This window comes from uncultured Dokdonia sp. (assembly GCF_947492535.1).
Classification (GTDB): domain Bacteria; phylum Bacteroidota; class Bacteroidia; order Flavobacteriales; family Flavobacteriaceae; genus Dokdonia.
Genome location: NZ_CANLNH010000002.1, coordinates 264301 through 287898 on the forward strand (window position 1 = coordinate 264301; position 23598 = coordinate 287898).

Here is a 23598-nt window from a genome sequence, read left to right on the forward strand (position 1 = left end):
AAAAAATGTTTAGCCATTTAAAACACACTATATGGACTTTTTATTGCCTAATATTACTGAGATTTTAATCCTCTTATTTATTATCATTACTTTTTTACAATCTGGGCTCGATAAAGTGTTCGATTGGAAGGGTCAAATAAGCTGGTTGAACGGTCATTTTAAGGACACTTTTTTAGGGAGTATAGTTCCTCTTCTCGTAGCAGTTTTAGTGGTGCTAGATTTGCTTGCCTCTGTGCTTGCTGGAATAGGTATATATCAACTTGCTGTACAGGATAATTCTACGATAGCATTATACGGATCTATCGTTGCTGCCATTACATTATTAATGCTCTTATTTGGGCAACGTATTGCAAAAGATTATGCAGGTGCCTTTACCATTGTAGGCTATTTTATAGTGGTTATTTTTGGTGTATGGCTCTTATCTAATCATTAAAATTACTTTTTAAAATAAGCGTCTATTTTGAATGTAAAGGTTTTTCCATCAAGACATTATTCCGGAATTCTAAAAAAAGACTATTCATTTTTAGCATCAAAATTGGAAAAAGAAACCCAATTAGATAATCAATATGTTGTTGACTGGAGTGCAACTACGTTTAATGGGCTAGTACACGAAAATTCTTTTGATGTTACACTATCTAGTACATATTACGGTAAACTTTGTTTTTTCAAGGGGATTGTAGAAGATAAAGGCATTCATATAGAAATACAGATAAAGACTATTTATAAGTGGATATTGGGGTTCCTCTTTTTATATCCTCTATTAGGGCTTCTAGCGTCATTTGTACTCAGAGGGTTTGATGTTTCCAAAGAGCTTATTTTTCATAGCATAATGGCGACTCTAGTCTTCAGAATATCATTAGAAATAGTATTTATATTCATCTCAAAAAAAGGACTTAAACACTTAATAAGAATACTAGAAATCAGTATGTTAAAAAGGGAAAGATAAATTGTATTTATTTTATACTTGTATATTTTAAAACGCTTAAAAATAATAACAAAAAAAGCGATGAATTTCTTCATCGCCTTAGTATATTTTTAAAGTCTAAATTACTCTTTAGAACCTTTATAAGCTCCATTAAGGTATTCTAAAACACTTTCTGTAATGTTAAGTTCTTCTTTAGCATACATTACACTTCCAGCGTCATTACTACCATAAATATAGGTATACCCATTGTTCTTCCCATATTCTTTTACTTTATCTTTTACTTTTGTAAGTAAACTATCTATTGCACCTTGGCTTTCAACCTGTAATTTCCCTAGACGCGCTTGGCGTTCTTGTTGTAATTGTTGTGCTTCAGCTGCAAGTTCGTTATACTTTTCTTCTTGCTTTTTTCTAGCCATTGTTGGTCCGTTTTTTCTAAACAGATCTTCTTTTATTTGATACGCTTGAATTTTTACTTCTAAATCGCTTAAAATCGCATCATTTTGTTTTGTAAAACGTTCTTTTACATCAGTAAGCTCTTGATAATCTTTAAATAATTGTTCTGTATCTACATATGCGGTTTTTTCTGTTTGACAGGCAATAGATAAAATTGCAATTATAACTAAGATTCCTATTTTTTTCATGGTATGTGTGTTTTGCGGCAAAAATATAAAGTTTGACTAGTTTGACCTGTAAAATTGTAAAAATCTTACACTATAACAAAAAACTATGAACTTATTTTTATTGAATAGAAATTTCTTATAGAAAAGGAATTTGTCACATAAATTTTAAGAAAGAAAGAAATACTTGAATAGTATATGGGTGTTTTTACGATTAAAATGCTCTTAAAACGGCTTATTTTAAGTTTATGTGTGCATATTTGAAATAAAATAGTGCGAATTGATAAAAAAACAAGCTCGTATGATAATTTTTATTTTATTAGCCGATTCAAAATTTAAATAATCTTAAAATAAAAAATTTATGAAAACAATTGGCAAATTATGTATGGCATTATTTCTTATTATATCTTTAGTAGGATGTAGTTCTGATGATGAAGGAGGAAATGAAACTTCTGCTAGTTTAGTTGGGACTTGGGCCGTTACATCTTTAGATTATGAAGGAACTACAAGTTTTGATTTTCTAGGAGAAACTGTAAATACTTCTTTTGATGGGGTAGGTCAAAATTTAGATTTAAATTTCACATTTACTGAAAATCCAAATGAATATACCTCTGAAGGTTCTTATGATATTGTTTTAGATTTTACTGTAAACGGAATGTCTGAAACAGAAACAACTTCTATTGATAATCTTCAACAAGAAGGTACTTGGGAACGAAATGGAAATATCCTTTCTATTGACGGAGAGATTATTGATCTTGACATTGATATTCCTGTTGGGGATACAATGGGTATGAGTGATCTTACAATTCTTGAATTGACAGATACTACATTGAGATTAGGTCAAGAAGTGAATGAAGAAGTAACTCAAGAAGGCATTACAGTAAGTGTTAGTGTGAGCAGTGTAATTGTTTTTGCTAGACAATAAAAACATCATTATTTAAAAAAAGCGACTTTTAAAAAAGTCGCTTTTTTTATGCCTTATTTCAACTATATATGCTTAATGACATAAATAAGTGAAGAATAATTGTTTGTTTTCCTCGCTTTTTGATTAGAGCGCCATCCACATAAAAATGCTTTCACGTAATTCATTTTTCTTGTTTTATACTTTTCAGATAATAAACTCACATAAAAAGCATCAAACTTCATGGGGTGTATCGCTACAACTCTCATTTGTTGTTCTTCAAATAATAATTGAATTGCTTTTTTCGAAAAATGATATAAATGTCTGGGCACATCATACGCTGCCCAATCTGTATTATACATAGAAGCATCATGTGATTCAAAATTGGGAACGGCTACAAAAAGTGCTCCTTCCCTACTCAAATTCTTTTTAAGCCAACGTAATTGTTCTTCTAAATCATATACATGTTCTAATACATGCCACATGGTAATAGCATTATATCCATTTGAATTTTCTGGTAATGCTTCAACGACACTAACATTTTTTTGTATTGCTAATGCTCTTGCTTTTTCACTTGGTTCTACGCCAGAAGCATTCCATCCTTTTTTTAAAACATATTCTAGGAAATCACCTGTGCCAGCACCAATATCTAAAAGAGCTCCTTTTTGAGGAATATATGACGTAAGAAGTTTTTGCTTTCGCGAAAGCGTAATTCCTTTTACAACCTGGTACATTTTTTCAAACAACGATCGTTTGCCATCTGTATGAGAAATGTAATCTTCACTCGCATAATAAGAAGGTAATTTTTCTTTGGAAGGTTTTGGAGTCGTAACATACATATGAAGTTTTGCATCGTATTCTAGACGAAAGGATTCTCCAGAAACTGAATGATCTTTTACTTCAAGGGTAGTTTTCATAACTATTTATAAGGAATTTTCAATGTTCCACGTGAAACATTATAAGAATTATCGACCCATGTACACCAGCATCACACTAATATCTGAAGGAGATACTCCACTAATACGAGATGCTTGAGAAATCGTAGCCGGTCTAATTTTTTCTAGTTTTTCTTTGGCTTCGTATGAAAGAGACTTTAGTTTACTGTAATCAAAATTAGCAGGGATTTTAATATTCTCCAGACGATTTAATTTGTCAGCATTTGCTTTTTCTTTTGCAATGTAGCCTGCATACTTTACTTTAATTTCAGCTTGTTCTAACACATCTTTTTCGATGGCATTATCTTCTATATAGGCTGCTACTTTTTTAAACTTCTTAATGTCATCTAAATAAATTTGAGGTCTAGAAAACACCTTAAACATTTTATCAGATTGTTTCATAGGAGAAGATCCTCTTTCTTCTAAAATATCATTTACTTCTTCTGGAAGGATACTTGTGTCTTCAAAAAACTTTACTAATTTTTCGGAAGCTTCGCGTTTTTCCTCCATAAGGTGTAAGCGTTCTTGCGTAGCTAATCCAGCTTTATGTGACAAAGGAGTTAAACGTTCGTCTGCATTATCTTGTCTTAATAACGTACGATACTCTGCTCTTGAGGTAAACATACGATACGGCTCTTCTGTACCTTTTGTAATTAAATCATCTATTAAAACGCCTATATATGCTTCATTACGTTGCAACATAAAAGGATCTTTTTCATGCACTTTTAAATGTGCATTCATCCCTGCCATTAATCCTTGAGAAGCAGCCTCTTCATATCCTGTCGTTCCATTAATCTGCCCTGCGAAAAACAATCCTTGTACTAGTTTTGTTTCTAAGGTATGTGTTAATTGCGTAGGTGGGAAATAATCATATTCTATAGCGTAACCAGGTCTAAAAAACTTTACATTTTCAAAACCAGCTACAGAACGTAATGCTTTAAATTGAACATCTTCTGGAAGTGATGTTGAAAATCCATTTACATAAATTTCGCAGGTATCCCAACCTTCAGGTTCTACAAATAATTGATGTCTATCCTTATCTGCAAACCGATGAATTTTATCTTCAATTGATGGACAATATCTAGGTCCTATAGATTTAATTCTTCCATTAAACATCGGTGAGCGATCAAAACCTTCTTTCAGCAACTCATGTACTTCTGGAGATGTATAACTCATATGACAAGGTCGCTGATGTGTAAGCGGACTTGTTTCTTTAGAATAGCTAAACTTCTCTGGAATATCATCTCCGGGTTGAATAATCATTTTAGAAAAATCTAAGGATCGTCCATCTACTCTAGGAGGCGTTCCCGTTTTCATTCTTCCGGTATTAAAACCGAAATCAACGAGCTGTTCTGTAATTCCAGTTGCCGCTCTTTCTCCTGCTCTTCCTCCTCCAAATTGCTTCTCTCCTATATGGATTAATCCATTCAAAAAAGTTCCATTGGTAAGTACCACAGACTTCCCTTTTATTTCAATTCCTAATGATGTACGAACACCCGTAATTCTATCTTTCTCTACCAATAAGCCATTCACCATTTCCTGATAAAAATCCAAATTAGGTGTTCTCTCTAATCGTAATCTCCACTCTTCTGCAAAACGCATACGATCACTTTGAACCCTTGGACTCCACATAGCAGGTCCTTTTGATTTATTGAGCATCTTAAACTGTATGGCTGTTTTATCAGAAACGATTCCACTGTATCCTCCTAGGGCATCAATCTCTCTTACAATTTGTCCTTTTGCAATTCCTCCCATAGCAGGATTACATGACATTTGTGCGATGGTTTGAAGATTCATCGTCACAAGTAATGTCTTACTTCCCATATTGGCAGCAGCGGCGGCAGCTTCACAACCAGCATGGCCAGCACCAACTACAATCACATCGTATACATCTTGAAATAGGCTCATTGTTTCACGTGGAACATTAAATTTACTGTAAAACGAAAAAGACGTACTATCAGCAAAAAATTAGCTCGCAAATATACGCCCTTTCTTTTATTGTTTTTATAAGGTGTTTATCCATTGTTTCACGTGGAACAATTTATCACATCTCTCTTGTCCAAATAATAATTTTCTTTTTCTGTCATCACATCTTGATCTTTATCTGTCTTGTCTTTATAGCCACAATAATGCAATACTCCGTGCACCATTACTCGATGTAATTCGTCAGAAAAAGAAACCTTAAAATCTTTTGCATTATCAGCAACTCTTTCTGTTGAAATATAGACATCGCCACTTATGACAATTCCTTCTGTATAATCAAAACTAATCACATCAGTAAGGGTATCGTGATCTAGAAATTCTACATTCATTTTATGTAAATAATCATCATCACAAAAGATATAATTTAGCTCACCAAGCTCTTTTTTTTCTTCTACAATTACTTGATGTAACCATGCTGAAACTGATTCAGCATTTTCTAATTCAAAATCATTTGTATTATTAAATTCAATCATTATCTTTTTGGAAATAGTCTTGTACTTTTTTCTTGTACTCTTCTTTTAATGGAAGTGTTTTTCTATTTAAAATCTCTGTTGTATTAAAATACTTCTTTGCTTTTTCAATAGAAGAATTTACAGGATTTGCATAATTTTTTAAATTGGTATTTGACTCTCTTTTCTCCTCTTCTCCTTGTTGAAAAGTAGCTTCTTTTAATTTTAACAACTCATGTTTTAATTCTGTCATACGCTCTAACGTTTCATTATTAAAACCTTTATCTAACAATTGTTGTTCTACATCTTTCATGTCTTTTACCAATTGTTCTGCATCATCTCCTAGTCCGCTTTTACGTATCTCGTCTTCTAATTGTTGGCGGAGTTTTTGTTGTTCTTTATAAATCTCATAGAGTAATCCTTGCTCATATTCATCTCCTTCATTATCCCCATTTCCTTCTCCTTCTCCACGGCCATCTTTTCCATTTTGACCACCTTCTCCATTTCCATTTCCTTGTCCTTCACCATCACCTTGTCCTTCACCCTCGCCTTCTCCTTGACCTTCTTTTCCTTCTCCACTTTCTCCATTCTCACCTTCTCCTTCTTTGCCTTTATCACCTTGTTTACCTTCTCCAGGTTTACTTCCTTCTTCCATTTTTTTATTCAATTCTTCTTGACTCTGAATAATATCAGGCAATTGTTGACCTCTTCCTTGACCTTGACCTTGCCCCTGTCCTTGACCTTGTCCCTGACCTTGTCCTTGACCACTCATTTGATTATTCATCTGATCTAAAGAATTACTTAAAAAATCTGCTAATTCATTAGCTCCTGTCACTATATATTGTTGACTACTTACACCTTGAATAATTTGATTATCAGCAAGACGTTCTAATGCTTTTGTAATATTAAAATCTATTTCTGTTAATGACTCATTGATCTTTTCATCTAGCTCTGGTCTGCGCAGCGCAAGTGCGTATAAACTATCGTCAATATGTTGGAAGTTTTGTTTTAATACATTTTGAAGTCTAAGCTTATTTGCAAAATTAGGATTCTTATCATCCATTGATTTGAAGTCTTTCATCACTCCTTCTTCCTCAAAAGAAAATACAAGTAAATTATCTAAAATTTGACGTAACATCTCAGTATCTTCTTCCATTCCTTGCTCACCTGATTGCTGCATTTGAGATTGCATCGCTTGGCTCATTTGTTTCATTTTTTGAGCAGCTTTCTTTTGCTTCTTCTGTGCTCCCGATTTACTGGGTGGACTCTGTTGGCTTTCTCCGTTTTCTTGTTCTTGTTTCTCCTGTTCTTGCTCTTGTTTTTCTAATTCTTCAGAAGCTCCTTGTTGCTCTTCTTTAATTTCTTCTTGTTTCTTTTCATCAGAAGGAATATCCATAGGTTTTTTTAACCCTTCATTTTCCTTTTCTAAATCTTTAAGGTCTTCTTCTAATTTTTTGAATTCCTCATTTAGTTTATCTTGTTCTTCTTTATTATTTTCCTCTCCATCCTTCTTACTCAACTCTTCTTGCTTATTGGCTAACTTTTCTAAATCCCTAGCTATTTTCTCAGCTTTCTTCTGAACATAATAGCGCTTTGTAAGCTCTACCATTTGTTCTAGATTGCGCTTATTATTTTTATTTTGCTTTTGTAGCTTTTCTAGTTTTTCAGAGAGCTCTTCTTTACTGATTTTCTCACGAAGTTTTTCAAGTTCTTCTAATAGCTTTTCGTTTTCTTTCGCTTTCTTTTCTTGGCGCTCTAAACGTTCTTTTAGTTTTTCTTTTTCCTCATCTGTCAGCTCTTCATCTTTTTGAAATTCTTCTAAATTTTCTTTAAGTTGTTTAGAAAAATCTTTCATTAATTCCTCTTGTTGTTTTTGTCTCTTTAGGAAATTCTGAAGTTTCTTTTGATCATTAAAATTGAGCTCTTTCTTTTCTTTTTGTGTACGAGAAATTTCTTGAAGTTCTTTCTCTCGCTCTTTTAATTTTTCTAACGATTTATCAAGACCTGAAATGGCCTTATTCTGTTGTTCTAATTGTTGTTGTTCTAATTCGCTCTCTGTAAATTTCACAAAACTAAACACGCTACTTTTCGTGCTTTTATAATTATGAATAGCATCGTTATCAAAAACCTCAAAGTAATATTCATAGTTTACCCCTTCTTGAAGTTGAAGTGTGTCAGGAAATGCATAAATAAATTGATCGACATTTCCTTTTGAAACTGCAATGTTTTTATAGCTCTTATCTTCAGATTGTGATGGATAGTATACAAGGCGTAATTTCGTAAGTCCGTAATCATCACTTACTTTTCCATAAAAATAATTTTGTTGATTACTTATACTATCTGTCTTTACCTCAAGATTCATTTGAGGAAATTCATCTTTGATGGTTTGTAAATTATACGCAAGGTTTTCAAAGTTTTTTAATGACGTATTACTGGTGCTCACCTCGTAGGGTGTGTTTTTATAAATACGTTGTGATAAACTATACGATGTTGTGGGGTTGGTTTCTTTTGCTTTCGCGAAAGCGTATAAAGTATCCTTCAAGACAAGTTCTACCTGTTCTGTTTCACGTGTATCTAACATCCAAGTAACTTTCGTCCCTTCTGGAATAATGGCATTACCTGTGTTTTTAATGCGTTCTGTGACCTTTTTAGTGTGTGCAGGATAATCTAGTTCCATTTCAAAATTAACAAGCACAGGAACCTTTAAAACTTCTAAATTATATGCTTGAGAAGTAACTTTATTTGCTTGTAAATAAAAAGAGATGTCACCCGTAGGTTGTTCAAACGTAAAACTATATTCCCCTGGAGCAACTTGTTGTAAAAAATAAATCTCGTTATTGAAATGTATAGATGCTTCATCAGGGACAATATCACCTACGGTACGTACTTGTAATTTGTAATTTCTGTTCTCTACCGCTTGTAAATTTTCATTGACAACAAAGAAACTAAAGGGTGCTGGTGGTTCATAGGCTTCACTGTAATTTACAACTCGCTCATAACTAGATGAAAAGACCTCATCTTTACCTGTATAATTTGCAATTAAAAAAACCACGATAGGAATCGCCGCATATTTTAAGTATTTAAGGTTCTTTTTAAAATTAATTGCTAAACGGAAAGGAACAGGTTCTAATTCTTGACTTTTTTGTTCTACACTCGCCAGCATGAGTTCCGAATCTTGTGAAACACGATGTAACTGAAGGGTATTAATAAGCTTATCACTTACTTCAGGGAAATAATTTCCAATCATCTGCGCTGCATCTGTATAATTAATGCCTTTAGATAATTTGAACAATCTCGCTAACGGAATGATGATAAACTTAGCAAGCAACGCAATTTCTACACCTATAAAAAGCCAAAATAACACCGTTCTTCCCGAAGGACTTAGCCAGAAAAAATATTCTATTAAAAGGGTGAGTAAAAAATATAATACACCAAATGCAAAAAAAAGAATCGCTCCTTTAAGCAGTTCGTTTGTGTAATATTTACGAATAAAGCGTTCTAGCTTCTGTTCTATGTTTTTAAATTTATTCATTTTTCTTTCTATACCAACCCCTAAAACTACAATTTTATTATGTTTTCTAAATAGTATACTTTTATAACGCCTTGTTAAAGTTTGCCTATTTATGAAAGATTTAAAGTATTTGTCAGCATATCTTGTACCATTATGTGCATTTATTGGAGTTTATTTTCAAGGAATCTGGTCTTTTCTAGCACCTATATATGCTTTTGCATTGGTTCCTGTTTTAGAATCTATTTTCCCTATAAATGACACCAACATTTCTGAAGAAGAAAAACAATCTAAGGCTTCCTTGCATTGGACAGACTTTCTATTATATCTTAATCTTATTGTCGTTTTTGGATTGCTTTACGTTACAATCACAACAATTACTTCAAAAGAAATTGCAACCTATGAGTTAGTAGGGCTTATTTTTTCTTGTGGTATTGTTATAGGTTCTAATGGAATTAATGTAGCCCATGAGTTAGGACATCGCAATAGCAGAGTAGAGCAATTCTTAGGAAAATTTCTATTGCTTCCCGCGTTGTATATGCATTTTTTTATAGAGCATAATTTTGGACATCATCTTAAAGCAGCGACCCCTGAAGATCCTGCAACTGCAAAATACAATCAACCGCTATATCATTTTTGGATTACCTCTATTATTAGACAATATACAAGTGCATGGAGCATACAGAAGGATTTATTAAAAAGAGAAAACCGCTCTTTCTTCTCTTATAAAAATGATATGCTTTGGTATACTATTATTCAAATAGCTTATTTGTATGCAGGTTATTATTTCTTTGGTTTTTTAGGGTTTAAGGTTTTACTATTTGCTGCAATCTCTGGGTTTTTACTTTTAGAAACCATTAATTACATAGAGCATTATGGTTTACGTCGTAAAAAGAAAGAAAGCGGACGTTATGAGCGTGTACGTGAAGTACATTCTTGGAATAGCAATCATGTATTTGGACGTATTATGCTTTTTGAATTAACACGTCATAGCGATCATCACTATCGTGCCAATAAGAAATTTCAATTGTTAGACTACCACGAGATCAGTCCGCAACTGCCTTATGGATATCCTACTAGTATGGTCTTATCCCTCTTCCCTCCTATTTGGTTTAAGATTATGAATAAGCGAGTTCCTGAAGATCAGAAGGTACTTGCTAAGAAATAGAATATCACTATTATAACAACCAAATAGTCTTGGTAGTTATTCTTAACTAATTTGTACATTTTAGAACAAATTAGTAAGAATTTTGCGTTACTATATTTTCAATAAGAAAGTTTTATAATATTAATAACTAGCTAGTTATTTAATACATTTGTTATCTACAGTATAAAGTAATGAAAGATATAAATATTAAATCATCAACTATTGAAAAAGGATTAGAATTAGCAAAAGAATTTTTAGGTAAGCTACTTGGACCTTCATTTGAAGAAGTAGGATTATTAGTTTCAGAGAATATCAAATACTTTAGATTTAAGAACCAAATTAGAATTTTAAACAAAGCTCAAAAATATATTGAATCTAGAAATATTTCAACAAAACAAATTCCCGTAAAAATATTAGTTCCACTATTAGAAAATGCATCATTAGAAGAAAATGAAAATCTTCAAGATAAATGGGCTAATATGATTAGTAATATGGCAGACAGTGAATCAAATTTACAAAACCATGTTTTTCCATATATACTTGGACAAATATCTATTGAAGAATTTACTGGCTTAGAAAAGTTACACGAAAACGAAAAACACCACTTTATTCTTTTCCAAAGAATAAATAACCGAAAAAAATCTGGCGAACTTCTTAATCTAGAAGATAATAAAATTAAAAATGAACTAGAGAATAACGAAGAAGAAGGATTCTATGTTTCATTAGAAGAATATGAATTAGCAAATTTGATTAGACTAGGATTAATAAAAAAACTGCCACCTAAAATTTATATAGAGGAATTTAAAACAGGTGGAAGCGGCTTTGGTTCAACTGAAAATTGGCATAAAATAAAAGCAAAATACGAACCCCATTCTTCTTATCACAGAATTACCGAACTAGGTAATCAATTTATACAACTTTGTTCAAAAACCAAATAGTCTTGGTGGTTATTCTTAAGTAATTTGTAAATTTTAGAACAAATTAGTAAGAATTTTGCGTTACTAACCCTCCTAATAAGCGAGTTCCTGAAGATCAGAGACCTAACGTTTCTTAAACTGGTTAAAAAAAGGAATTTAAAACCCTCATCCCAACCTTCTCCCAAAAGGAGAAGGAGTTTGTTTTTTTACAAAAAATACTTTTACATTTTACGTTACTATATTTCCTAGTAAGAGTGTTCTATAAAGTCATTTATGCTATTGTTTAGTCAATCTAATTTTTGCAGGGAAATCACTATAATCACACCCATTGCTTCTTCCTTCAAATCCTTCAACATACCATAATTCAAATACAGTATCGTCTGTCATAGATAAAGGGGCAAAAAATATGTCTGGACCTATCACTCCTCCTTCTGGAGGAAACGTTTCAATAGGTGGATTAGGAGCATCATTAATGTCCTGACAAACATCGACAGCTCTAATATATTTTGTCACTATCGAAGCATCACATGCTATTGTAAATTCTACAACAATACGCCCTCTTACTCTAATAAACGGGTGTTTAAGCTCAAACGTTCTAACATTTGTAGAATGTCCCTGTTCAATTAAAACGGGCTGATCAAACAGAAAAGTAGGTCCAAAAAAACCATCTTCAATATGCACCATTTGATATTCTCCTAAAAATAAATCTTCAGAAACTGGGTCTACAATATTTATAAGATATGAAAATGGAGATCTGGAAAAACTTATAGTATGTACAACACTATTTGCAGCATTTTCGTGCTTAAAAACACGTCCGTCAGTTAAATTAAGTTCTAAATCAAGTCTAAACTGATCTTTACAATGTGTTTCATCAATAAGTAATCCGACTGCTTCAAGCAACTCAGTATATGTATATCTTAAAGAGATAACTGGCAAATTATTAGGGCCTGTTGTAAAATCACTCGCATTATATGTTTTGAATAAATTACTAGATGTAGAAGTATTATTTTCTGGCGTATTATCTATAAAACTTAGATATACATCCACAGAAGATAAAAGACCTCCATCTGCACTATCCATTTCTTCTAATTCTATTTCAAAAGTTGAATTTGGTTGATTTACATATAATTCTCCTTGCAAAATATTACTTGTTCTTAAGAATGCCCCTCTTTCAGCATTGAGCACTTGATTGATTACATTATCTTCTTCAGAACAACTTATTAAACACAGTATAAACCCTAATAAAAAGTATCTTTTTCTCATAATAACTGTTTTATGAGACCAATCTATAATTAGGTGTTAAAAGAAACGGTATTGCCGATAATAATAAACGTAACACCTATAATTCTTTACCTAAAAAGTAGATGGTTATTTGTAAAAACTTTTAAGACTTTCCACATACAAACATTTATCTTTGCACCCTCAAAAGATTGATTTATGTCTCAACAAGTAAGAGTACGCTTTGCTCCTAGTCCAACAGGACCATTACATATAGGTGGTGTACGTACAGCCCTTTTTAATTACCTCTTTGCAAGAAAGCATAACGGAACCTTTGTATTGCGTATAGAAGATACCGATCAAAATAGGTATGTGCCAGGTGCCGAAGACTACATCAAAGAGAGTTTAGATTGGTGTGGAATTCCTTATGATGAAGGACCCGGTCGTGAAGGCGATTTTGGTCCTTATAGACAAAGTGAGCGTAAAGAGACGTATTCCGCTTTCGCGAAAGCGTTATTAGATTCAGAAAATGCCTACTATGCATTTGATACCGCTGAAGCTCTAGACGCGCATCGTAAAGATCACGAAGCAAAAGGAAAAACCTTTATCTATAACTGGCATAACAGATTAAAATTAGATAACTCCTTAGTACTTTCTGAAGAAGAAGTACAACAACGTATTGATGCTGGAGCCGAATATGTAATTCGTTTTAAAGCACCACAAGATGAAATCTTAGAATTGCAAGATGAGATTCGTGGCGATATCCAAATAGATACTAATGTACTAGATGATAAAGTTCTTTTTAAATCAGATGGCATGCCTACTTATCATCTTGCTAATATTGTAGATGACCATTTAATGGAAATCACACACGTAATACGTGGTGAAGAATGGTTGCCATCGCTAGCATTACATGTGTTATTATACCGTGCTTTTGGATGGGATGCTCCTAAGTTTGCACACCTTCCTTTAATTCTTAAACCAGTAGGAAAAGGAAAGTTAAGTAAACGTGATGGAGATAAATTAGGATTCCCTGTGTTTCCATTACAATGGGAAGACCCTAAAAACAAAGACATTTCTTCAGGATATAGAGAAGATGGATATTTCCCAGAAGCTGTTGTCAATATGCTCGCTTTCTTAGGTTGGAATCCAGGAACAGAGCAAGAGATTTTTTCTTTAGAAGAATTGGTACACGCCTTTGATCTTACACGTGTCAATAAAGCTGGAGCTAAATTTGATCCAGAAAAAACAAAATGGTTTCAGCAACATTATTTACAACAAACAGCTATTCCTGTAATTGCTAATAAATTCATGGAGCTTCTTACAGAAAAAGGTGTTGACACTTCTTTAGAGTATGTAACTACTGTTACAGCACTTATAAAAGAGCGTGCTGTATTTGTTTCTGATTTATGGAATCTAGGAAGTTACTTTTTTGAAGCACCTACATCCTATGATGAGAAAGCTGCAAAAAAAGGATGGAAAGAAGATACGGCTTCTATTATGGAAAAAGTCGTTACTGTAATGGAAGGAGTAAATACATTTGATACCCCTACCCTACAGGATGCTGTAAAAGGATGGATTACAAGTAATGAATTAGGTTTTGGAAAAGTAATGCAACCCTTACGTTTAAGTCTTGTGGGTGCGATGCAGGGACCTGATGTTTTTGCTATTGCTACTACGATAGGAAAAGAAGAAACGATTGCGCGTATTAAAAAAGCAATAGAAACCTTATAAAAAAGAATATCTATATAAACAAAAAAGCGTCACTGTAAGAGTGACGCTTTTTTGTTTTTTGTGATCGTATTATAAATAAAATACAACTCCTGCAGAAATAAAGGAAGCGGTTCCTTTAAAGTTTCTAGCTTCAGAATCAATAGTCTCTAATTCTTGTTTATTCAATCCATTAAGGATATTTGTCACGCCATATTGATATTGTACTGTCAAACGTACATTTTCAAAACCTCCGGTTAACCCAACGACAGCAAACGGATTAATTTTTGAAATTTCTTCTATATCACTTGCTGTTAAACTTGAAAAACCTGCAACTCTTGTATCTGCTTGTGCATTATCTTTAAGATTCATTTTACCGTTCACAAGCAATGCTGGGCCAAAATCTATCGCTAGGTTCTGTCCTATTAGGTTATAACTTGCTAAGAAATTAAGTTGTGCTCCTATAAAGTTATAATCTATTTGATTATCTATCGCTTGACTTGCACCTGTACCTTGTACAGAAACACTAGCACTCATAAAGTCAATACCATATACAATACCCCAATTATTATAAAGACGTCCTCGAGTAGTAAATCCTCCTTGAAACCCTTCATTGCCATCTATGTTAAGATTATCACTATCTATAGACGTAAGTAAAATTCTTCCTTGTAAACCTATTCTATTATAACTCCCTGAATTACGGTGAGATTGTGCATACGCACTTAAAATACTAGCAAAAAATAGAAAAATGAAAATGTGTAATTTCATAAAGACTTGGGGATAAAATTGACGTTTTAGTTCGTTAGTTAAGGGCGCAAATGTAGTAAATCCTAAAAGACTTGTTACATTTTGCTTATAACGTAGACATATATGTAGTTATTTTAATAACTTCAACACTTTAATCAACTTTCAAAACAAAAAATATGGGACAAATCATCACATATGCAATTCTATTCCTAATAGTTCTTATTCTTTTTTCAGGAATATTTATGGTGAAGCAACAGACAGCTGCAATTGTCGAACGCTTTGGAAAATTTATTGGTACGCGTCATTCAGGGCTTCGATTTAAGATTCCTGTTTTTGATCGTATTGCAGGACGTGTTAATTTACGTATCCAACAACTAGACGTTGTGGTAGAAACAAAAACAAAAGATGACGTATTTGTACGTCTTAAAATTTCTGTACAGTTTCAGGTGCGTAAAGATGCTGTATATGATGCTTTTTATAAACTAGAAAATCCGCATGATCAGATCACATCCTATGTATTTGATGTAGTACGTGCAGAGGTGCCAAAAATGAAATTGGATGATGTATTTGAGCGTAAAGATGATATTGCAATTGCTGTAAAAGGAGAACTTAATGAAGCGATGTCTAGCTATGGTTTTGATATTATTAAAACCCTTGTAACAGATATCGATCCTGATTTACAAGTGAAAGAAGCAATGAACCGTATTAATGCCGCAGAGCGTGAAAAAGTAGCTGCGGAGTTTGAAGCAGAAGCAGAGCGTATTAAGATTGTTGCAAAAGCACGTGCAGAAGCAGAATCTAAGCGTCTTCAAGGACAAGGTATTGCAGATCAACGTCGTGAGATTGCTCGTGGTCTTGAAGAGTCTGTAGATGTATTAAACAATGTAGGGATTAATTCTCAAGAAGCATCAGCACTTATTGTAGTAACGCAGCATTATGATACATTACAATCTATGGGAGAGCAAACCAACTCTAACCTAATCTTAATGCCTAACTCTCCACAAGCGGGAAGTAATATGCTTAATGATATGATTGCTTCTTTTGTCGCTTCTAATCAAATAGGAGAACAAATGAAAATAGACAATGAAGCAAAAGGGATCATAAATAAAAAGAAGTCTAGAGGAGACGAATAGAATTTTATATACTTTTAAAAATTTAAGGCTTGTAATAAAAATATTGCAAGCCTTTTTAATGGCTAAATTCGTGAATTTTAGCACACAAACTTTGTCTTATTTAATTAAATAATAGAGTTTTGCGCTTTATAAATGAAAAAATGAAAAATGAAAAAATTAGTACTTCTTTTATTATTCCCTGTATTAGCTTACGGACAAGTTCAAATTGGTCAAGATATAAATGGAGAGGCTCCCAACGATCAATCAGGTAGGAGCATAAGCTTATCCGCAAACGGCACTATTGTGGCTATTGGCGCTGAAGGTAATACCAATGAAAATGGAAACTTATCAGGTCATGTACGCGTGTATGAAAATTTAGAAGGTACTTGGACTCAATTAGGGCAAGACATAGATGGACAAGCGATAGGAAATCTTTCAGGTAGTAGTGTTAGTCTCTCTGCTAATGGAAATATTTTAGCTATTGGAGCTAGAGGAAATGATACCAGTGGTGAAAATGCTGGACATGTACGAGTGTATGAAAATATTGAAAGTACGTGGGTGCAAATAGGACAAGATATTAATGGAGAAGCTTCAGAAGATTTTTCAGGTAGAAGTGTTAGCCTTTCTGCAGATGGTACCATTGTAGCCATTGGTGCTGACGGAAATGATGGCAACGGAAATTTTTCTGGTCACGTACGTATATATGAAAATCAAGAAGGCACTTGGATACAAATTGGGCAAGACATAGACGGAGAAGCTCTCGAAGATCGTTTAGGTAGTGTTAATAATGTTAGCCTTTCTGCAGATGGAACAATTGTAGCCACTGGCGCTACAATTAATGATGGAAATGGAACCGATTCAGGTCATGTACGGCTCTTTGAAAATATAGAAGGTGTATGGACACAAATAGGACAAGATATAGATGGAGAAAATTCAAATGATCAGTCAGGTAATTTAAGTCTCTCTGCAGATGGAACAATTGTCGCTATTGGTGCTAGAGGTAATAGTGAAAATGGAGATAGTTCTGGTCATGTACGAGTTTATGAAAACCTGGGTGGTACATGGACACAAATAGGACAAGATATAGATGGACAAACAACCGAAGAATTTTTTGGAGCAGGTATTAGTCTTTCTGCCAATGGAAATATTGTTGCCATAAGTGTTACAGCTAATGATGAGAATGCATTAGAATTTGATCATGTGTATATCTATCAAAATCAAAATGGAAATTGGGTGCAAATAGGACAAGCTATTAATTCAGGAGCGTCAAACTTTGTTTTTGGTATTGATATAAGTTTATCATCAAATGGAGATACGGTTGCTTTAGGTTCTTTTTTAAGTGATGGCAACGGAGATAGCTCTGGGCAAGTACGTGTATTTGATCTTAGTGATCTTCTCTCTGCAGAAGAATTCACAACGTCTAATTTTTCTTTATATCCAAATCCAGCTACAACACAAGTAACCATAGAAATACCACAAGAAAGTACTTTAGAAAGAATAACCATCTATAATAGTTTAGGACAGCTTGTTCTTTCATCAAAAAGCACAACTATAAATACTTCTACCCTATCGCAAGGAGTATATATTGTAGAAGTAAAAACCAATCAAGGAAGTTATTCTAAGAAATTGATAGTAGAGTAAGTTCTTATTCTAAACATAGAATTTAAAAGGCTTACAAATTAATGTAAGCCTTTTATTTTTACACAAAAAAATACGTTATTTGACATCTTAAAATTCTAATTAAAAATTGATTATGAAAAAACTATTACTTCTTTTATTAGTTCCATTTATCACATATGGACAAGTTCAAATTGGTCAAGATATAAATGGAGAGGCTCCCAACGATCAATCAGGTATCCGAGTAGAATTATCCGCTGACGGTAACATACTTGCTGTAGGAGCCATCAATAATAGTGACAGTAATGAAGCGGCTGGTCATGTGCGTATTTTTGAAAATCAAAACAATAACTGGGTACAAATCGGACAAGATATTGATGGAGAAGACTTCCTTGATTTTTCAGGAAGAGATGTTAGTCTTTCAGCTGATGGAACTATCGTTGCTATTGGAGCAGTTGGAAATGATGGGAATGAAAATGGAGTCGATGTTGGACATGTTCGCGTATTTGAAAATCAAAATGGAATCTGGACACAAATAGGACAAGATATTAATGGAGAAGAAAACCAAAATAATTTTGGAATTAGTGTGAGCCTTTCTGCTGATGGGACAATTATTCTTATTGGAGGTACTCCCCTTAATTCAGCAAATCCAGACCCAGGAGTCGTTCGTGTGTTTGAAAATCAAAATGGCGTCTGGACACAAATCGGACAGGACATTAATGGTGAAAATCAAGCAGATATCTTTGGATTTACCTCAGATATATCTGCAGATGGATCAATTATAGCAATTGGTGCTCCCCAAAATGATGTAAATGGAGATAGTTCTGGTCATGTGCGTATTTTTGAAAATCAAAACAATACTTGGACACAAATAGGGCAAAATATTAATGGTGAAAACGTGAATGATCGTTTTGGTTCTGCTGTACGTCTTTCTAATAATGGGAATATTGTTGCTATTGGTATTCCAGGAAATGATGATAATGGAGAGGGTACAGGACAAGTGCGCGTGTTTGAAAATCAAAATGGAAATTGGGTACAAATAGGAGAAAATATCAATGGACTTACTGAAGGTGATCAATTTGGTGTTCGAGTAAGTCTTTCTTCAGAAGCAAATATATTAGGTGTTAGCGCCATACGCAGTGATGCCAATGGTTTCGATTCAGGACAAGTACGTGTGTTTGAAAATCAAAATGGAAATTGGGTACAAATAGGAGAAAATATCAATGGAGAAGCTGAAGAAGATACTTTTGGAAGAAGTATAAGCGTGTCAGCCAATGGTACTGTTATTGCTATTGGTGCTGATTTCAATGATGGAAATGATTTTAATTCAGGTCATGTCCGTGTATTTGATCTTAGTGATCTCCTCTCTACAGAAGAATTTACATCGTCCAGCTTTTCTTTATATCCAAATCCAGCTACAACACAAGTAACCATAGAAATTCCACAAGAAAGTACACTAGAAAAAATAACCATCTATAATAGCTTAGGACAACAAATACTAACTTCAAAAGAAAAAATAGTTAATACTTCTGCCCTATCGCAAGGAGTATATATTGTAGAAGTAAATACCAATCAAGGAAGTTATTCTAAGAAATTGATAGTAGAGTAAGTTCTTATTCTAAACATAGAGTTTAAAAGGCTTACAAATTAATGTAAGCCTTTTATTTTTACACAAAAAAATACGTTATTTGACATCTTAAAATTCTAATTAAAAATTGATTATGAAAAAATTAGTACTTCTTTTATTAGTTCCATTTATCACATATGGACAAGTTCAAATTGGACAAGATATTGATGGCGAGGCTGCTGGGGATGCTTCTGGTAGAAATGTAAGTTTGTCTTCAAATGGAACTATTATCGCTATTGGTGCATTTAGAAATGATGATAATGGTGAAGATGCTGGACATGTGCGTGTATATCAAAATCAAAATGGAAATTGGATACAAATCGGAGAGGATATCGATGGGGAAGGTTCAGAAGATCTTTTTGGCTTCAGTGTAAAACTTTCTTCTGATGGCAGTATTTTAGCTGTTGGAGCACCTGATAACAATAATGAGAATGGTGAAAATGCCGGACATGTGCGTGTATACCAAAATCAAAACGAAAATTGGGTACAAATAGGAGAAGATATTAATGGGGAAAACTCTAATGATTTTTCAGGTACTAGTATAGGCTTATCATCAAATGGAGACATTGTTGCAATTGGAGCACCGTCAAATAATGGTAATGGAAGTTCTTCTGGTCATGTACGTATTTATGAAAATAATAATGGTACATGGACACAGATTGGACAAGATATAAATGGAGAAAGTTCTGGTGATTTTTCAGGGCAAAATATTAGCTTATCAGATAATGGGACTATTCTAGCTATAGGAGCTGATCAAAATGATGGAAATGGATCAAACTCTGGTCATGTACGTGTTTATGAAAATCAAGGGGGAACTTGGGTACAAATTGGACAAGATATTGATGGAGAAAATCAAGGTGATTTTTCAGGTTTTAGTACTAGTTTGTCTAGTGATGGTACTATTTTAGCTATTGGAGCGGTATTTAATAATGGGAATTCTTCTATTTCTGGTCATGCAAGAGTTTATGAAAATCAAGGAGGAACTTGGATACAAATTGGACAAGATATTGATGGAGAAAATCAAGGTGACGATTTCGGATTTAATTTAAGTTTATCTAGTGATGGTACTATTTTAGCTGTAGGAGCTCGTCTCCATGACGGAAATGGATCTAATTCTGGGCAGGTTCGTATTTATAGAAATCAAGAAGGTAACTGGATTCAAATAGGGAATAATATAAATGGAGAAAATCCAGGTGATTTTTCAGGACTTGGTATTAGTTTATCATCTACTGGAGAAGAAGTAGCTATAGGAGCCATAAGAAATAATGATAATGGAAATCAATCTGGCCATGTACGTGTATTTGATCTTAGTGATCTGCTTTCTACAGAAGAATTTATATCATCTAATTTTTCTTTATATCCAAATCCAGCTACAACACAAGTAACCATAGAAATTCCACAAGAAAGTACACTAGAAAAAATAACCATCTATAATAGTTTAGGACAGCAAGTACTAAGTTCAAAAGAAACAACAATTACTACTTCTACACTATCGCAAGGAGTATATATTGTAGAAGTAAAAACCAATCAAGGAATTTCTTCTAAGAAATTGATTGTAGAGTAAATTTTTTCTACAATCCATAAACTAAAAAGCTATCTGAAAAGTTGTGATTTCCGTCAAACTGAACTTGTTTCAGTTTCTCAAGAAATTGATTACTAATCAATGTAAAAGGATTCTGAAATAAATTCAGAATGACGTATTAGATTAACTTTTAGATAGCTTCTTTTATAATATTTTAAATTTTATAAGTATACGGTTAAAAAATAGTATTTCTTAACTTCCCTTAAGACAAATAAGCATTTTAAAGCTCCTATAGCCACTCTGTTTTTTAAATCGACACAATATATTTCTATAAAAAATAAGTACATGAAAACCGCTCTAGTAAAGCCATTTTTAATAAGATAAATTGATTATTATTTTTATAGTATTGATTTTATCTATCTACGTTTTTTTAACAAAAAAAGCTGAGAAATTTTCTCAGCCTTCTTTTATTTTAAATAAAAATTAGAATTTTAATCTTATAGTTTACTTGCAGCCTCACTCAATAATTCATTAGCATCTTCCTTCGCTTTCTGAATAAATTCATCGGCACCTGGAATTGTTGAAATTTCTTTTGAGTGCGCTTTCGCGAAAGCGTATAAACTTTCAATCCCCGCCATACGCGTTCCCACTTTTTTTGCGGCTGTGTTAAAGAATCCTACCACCTCTTCTTCTGTTAAATCTATCGCTAGCTTTTGGATGGTTTCCATCGTTGCTAGACGTTTCTCTTCAGGAAGGTTGGCTAGTTTCTTACCTAGCTTATTTATTTGACTCAAGGACGAAGCCTTTTGTTGAGGTTGTGGTTTTTGCTGTTGCGGTTTGTTTTGTTGTGGCTTTGGTTTTTGTTTTGCCCAAGAATCACGTAATCCTACCGTACGGTTAAATACTAATTTTTCTGTAGTACTATCGGTATCTACATTAAAATACCCCATACGTTGAAACTGAAACCTGTCCCCTACTTTAGCTTCTGCTAAAAAAGGTTCTACGTATCCTGTAATCACTTTTAGAGAGTTTGGATTGATGTATTCCATAAAATCTTTATCCTTGTCTCCATCGGGTGCTTCATGGTTAAATAAACGATCGTATAGACGTATTTCTGCAGGAACTGCGTGTGCTATTGACACCCAGTGCAAGGTTCCTTTTACATGACGCTTAGATGCTTCTGTACCGCTTCCAGATCTACTCTCTGGATCATAGGTACAATGAATTTCTGTAATGGTTCCGTCTGCATCTTTAACAACACTCTCCCCTTTGATGATATAGGCATTTTTTAAACGGACTTCTTTCCCAAGGGTCAATCGGAAAAATTTGTTTCCTGCTTCTTCCTTAAAGTCTTCTTTTTCTATATATAATTCACCACTAAACGGAACTTGATGTTCCCCTGCATTTGGATCTTCAGGGTTATTTTCTGCCGTAACAAGTTCTTCTTTTCCTTCTGGATAATTGGTAATAACAAGTTTTATAGGGTCTAAAACGCCCATCACACGTGTAGCCGTTTTATTAAGATCTTCTCTAATATTAAATTCTAATAAAGAAACATCAATTACATTTTCACGCTTTGCAACACCTACGGTATCAATAAATTTACGAATAGCTGCTGGAGTATATCCTCGTCTACGTAATCCAGAAATGGTAGGCATACGCGGGTCATCCCATCCAGAAACGATATTATCTTCTACTAAACGTAATAACTTACGCTTACTCATAATAGTATAGCTCAAGTTTAGACGGGCAAATTCACGTTGTTTGGTACGTACATCTTCTCCTGTATATACTTGATCTAAAAACCAATCATATAGCTTTCTATGTGGCTTAAATTCCAACGAACATAAACTGTGTGAGATTTGTTCTATATAATCACTTTCTCCATGGGTCCAGTCATACATTGGATAGATACACCAATCGTTTCCTGTACGGTGGTGTTCTTTATACATAATACGATACATCATAGGATCTCGCATCAACATATTAGGATCTGCCATATCGATTTTTGCACGTAAGATATGTGCTCCTGCTTCAAACTCTCCATCTTTCATGCGAGTAAAAAGGTCTAGGTTTTCTTCTATCGAACGATCACGATACGGTCCAGCAACTCCTGGTTCTGTAGGTGTTCCTTTTTGTTCGGCAATTTCTTCACTGGTTTGACTATCTACGTAGGCTTTTCCATCCTTAATTAGTTGGATTGCCCAGTCATATAGTTTTTGAAAATAATCACTTGAATAACATTCTTTATCCCATTGATACCCTAACCAAGCTACATCTTCCTTAATCGCATCTACATATTCTTGCTCTTCTTTAGCAGGATTGGTATCATCAAAACGTAAGTTTACAGGAGCATTATACTTCTCTCCGAGTCCAAAACTGATACAAATTGCTTTACAATGCCCAATGTGTAAATACCCATTAGGTTCTGGTGGAAATCGAAATCGCAACTGGTCTTTTGTATAGCCATTTGCTAAATCGTCTTCTACAATTTGTTCTAAAAAATTCAATGATTTTTGTGTATCACTCATCGCCCTAAAAATTGAAGGCGTAAAATTACGGAAAAATCTTGCGCTACTAGAGAAAAAGAAAAGAGGATATTTAAAGTAGCTTCTGCCATTTAAAGATTGCTATTTAGAAAAGAATTGTTGTAACAATACTAT

General features: G+C 33.5%; 18 protein-coding genes. 10 read left to right on the forward strand and 8 right to left on the reverse strand.

Annotation, left to right across the window (positions count from 1 at the left end; all coding sequences use genetic code 11):
• Nucleotides 1–31: 31 nt before the first annotated feature.
• Both Q1A60_RS04140 and Q1A60_RS04145 read left to right on the forward strand, forming a co-directional pair.
• A complete protein-coding gene (locus Q1A60_RS04140; protein WP_299761804.1) occupies nt 32–433 on the forward strand; it encodes a DoxX family protein in 402 nt (133 codons plus the stop codon).
• Nucleotides 434–460: 27 nt separating this feature from the next.
• Entirely contained in the window at nt 461–946 is a 486-nt protein-coding gene (locus Q1A60_RS04145) for a hypothetical protein (RefSeq protein ID WP_299761808.1), read from the forward strand.
• A 101-nt stretch (nt 947–1047) separates the two neighbouring features.
• Here Q1A60_RS04145 and Q1A60_RS04150 read toward each other — a convergent pair whose 3' ends face one another.
• Entirely contained in the window at nt 1048–1566 is a 519-nt protein-coding gene (locus Q1A60_RS04150) for an OmpH family outer membrane protein (RefSeq protein ID WP_299761812.1), read from the reverse strand.
• A 337-nt stretch (nt 1567–1903) separates the two neighbouring features.
• Between Q1A60_RS04150 and Q1A60_RS04155 the strand changes: the two genes are divergently transcribed.
• Nucleotides 1904–2467, forward strand: coding sequence for a lipocalin family protein (locus Q1A60_RS04155; RefSeq protein WP_299761816.1), 564 nt, complete (start codon nt 1904–1906; stop codon nt 2465–2467).
• Nucleotides 2468–2529: 62 nt separating this feature from the next.
• On the opposite strand, the gene Q1A60_RS04160 is transcribed toward Q1A60_RS04155, so the two are convergent.
• The 4 genes from Q1A60_RS04160 to Q1A60_RS04175 form a co-directional block, all read right to left on the reverse strand.
• Nucleotides 2530–3360 (reverse strand): class I SAM-dependent methyltransferase, encoded by an 831-nt coding sequence (locus tag Q1A60_RS04160; protein WP_299761819.1) that lies wholly within the window; start codon nt 3358–3360, stop codon nt 2530–2532.
• Nucleotides 3361–3408: 48 nt separating this feature from the next.
• Nucleotides 3409–5286, reverse strand: coding sequence for a tRNA uridine-5-carboxymethylaminomethyl(34) synthesis enzyme MnmG (gene mnmG / locus Q1A60_RS04165; protein WP_299761822.1), 1878 nt, complete (start codon nt 5284–5286; stop codon nt 3409–3411).
• 119 nt (nt 5287–5405) lie between these two features.
• The gene (ybeY, locus tag Q1A60_RS04170; RefSeq protein ID WP_299761825.1) at nt 5406–5834 is read right to left on the reverse strand and encodes an rRNA maturation RNase YbeY; all 429 of its coding nucleotides are present in this window, start codon (nt 5832–5834) and stop codon (nt 5406–5408) included.
• Nucleotides 5827–9342, reverse strand: a complete 3516-nt coding sequence (locus tag Q1A60_RS04175) for a hypothetical protein (RefSeq protein ID WP_299761827.1) — start codon at nt 9340–9342, stop codon at nt 5827–5829. Before Q1A60_RS04175 ends, ybeY begins: the two co-directional genes overlap by 8 nt.
• A gap of 91 nt (nt 9343–9433) precedes the next feature.
• On the opposite strand from Q1A60_RS04175, the gene Q1A60_RS04180 reads away from it, so the two are divergent.
• Nucleotides 9434–10486 (forward strand): alkane 1-monooxygenase, encoded by a 1053-nt coding sequence (locus tag Q1A60_RS04180; protein ID WP_299761830.1) that lies wholly within the window; start codon nt 9434–9436, stop codon nt 10484–10486.
• Nucleotides 10487–10656: 170 nt separating this feature from the next.
• A complete protein-coding gene (locus Q1A60_RS04185) occupies nt 10657–11403 on the forward strand; it encodes an Abi-alpha family protein (protein ID WP_299761832.1) in 747 nt (248 codons plus the stop codon).
• A gap of 255 nt (nt 11404–11658) precedes the next feature.
• On the opposite strand, the gene Q1A60_RS04190 is transcribed toward Q1A60_RS04185, so the two are convergent.
• On the reverse strand, nt 11659–12645 hold the full coding sequence (locus tag Q1A60_RS04190) for a hypothetical protein (protein ID WP_299761834.1): 987 nt from the start codon (nt 12643–12645) through the stop codon (nt 11659–11661).
• A gap of 174 nt (nt 12646–12819) precedes the next feature.
• Between Q1A60_RS04190 and gltX the strand changes: the two genes are divergently transcribed.
• Nucleotides 12820–14334, forward strand: coding sequence for a glutamate--tRNA ligase (gene gltX / locus Q1A60_RS04195; RefSeq protein WP_299761836.1), 1515 nt, complete (start codon nt 12820–12822; stop codon nt 14332–14334).
• A gap of 69 nt (nt 14335–14403) precedes the next feature.
• Here gltX and Q1A60_RS04200 read toward each other — a convergent pair whose 3' ends face one another.
• The gene (locus Q1A60_RS04200) at nt 14404–15078 is read right to left on the reverse strand and encodes a hypothetical protein (protein WP_299761838.1); all 675 of its coding nucleotides are present in this window, start codon (nt 15076–15078) and stop codon (nt 14404–14406) included.
• A gap of 155 nt (nt 15079–15233) precedes the next feature.
• Between Q1A60_RS04200 and Q1A60_RS04205 the strand changes: the two genes are divergently transcribed.
• From Q1A60_RS04205 to Q1A60_RS04220, 4 genes are all read left to right on the forward strand, one after another.
• Entirely contained in the window at nt 15234–16190 is a 957-nt protein-coding gene (locus Q1A60_RS04205; RefSeq protein ID WP_299761840.1) for an SPFH domain-containing protein, read from the forward strand.
• A 147-nt stretch (nt 16191–16337) separates the two neighbouring features.
• Nucleotides 16338–17810 (forward strand): T9SS type A sorting domain-containing protein, encoded by a 1473-nt coding sequence (locus tag Q1A60_RS04210; protein ID WP_299761842.1) that lies wholly within the window; start codon nt 16338–16340, stop codon nt 17808–17810.
• Nucleotides 17811–17922: 112 nt separating this feature from the next.
• A complete protein-coding gene (locus Q1A60_RS04215) occupies nt 17923–19395 on the forward strand; it encodes a T9SS type A sorting domain-containing protein (RefSeq protein ID WP_299761844.1) in 1473 nt (490 codons plus the stop codon).
• Between the two features lie 112 nt (nt 19396–19507).
• The gene (locus Q1A60_RS04220; protein ID WP_299761846.1) at nt 19508–20977 is read left to right on the forward strand and encodes a T9SS type A sorting domain-containing protein; all 1470 of its coding nucleotides are present in this window, start codon (nt 19508–19510) and stop codon (nt 20975–20977) included.
• A gap of 455 nt (nt 20978–21432) precedes the next feature.
• Here the strand turns inward: Q1A60_RS04220 and Q1A60_RS04225 are convergent, their stop codons facing one another.
• Nucleotides 21433–23466 carry a glutamine--tRNA ligase/YqeY domain fusion protein gene (locus Q1A60_RS04225; RefSeq protein WP_299761848.1) on the reverse strand — a complete coding sequence of 678 codons (2034 nt, stop codon included), beginning with the start codon at nt 23464–23466 and terminating at the stop codon, nt 21433–21435.
• Nucleotides 23467–23598 lie beyond the last annotated feature (132 nt).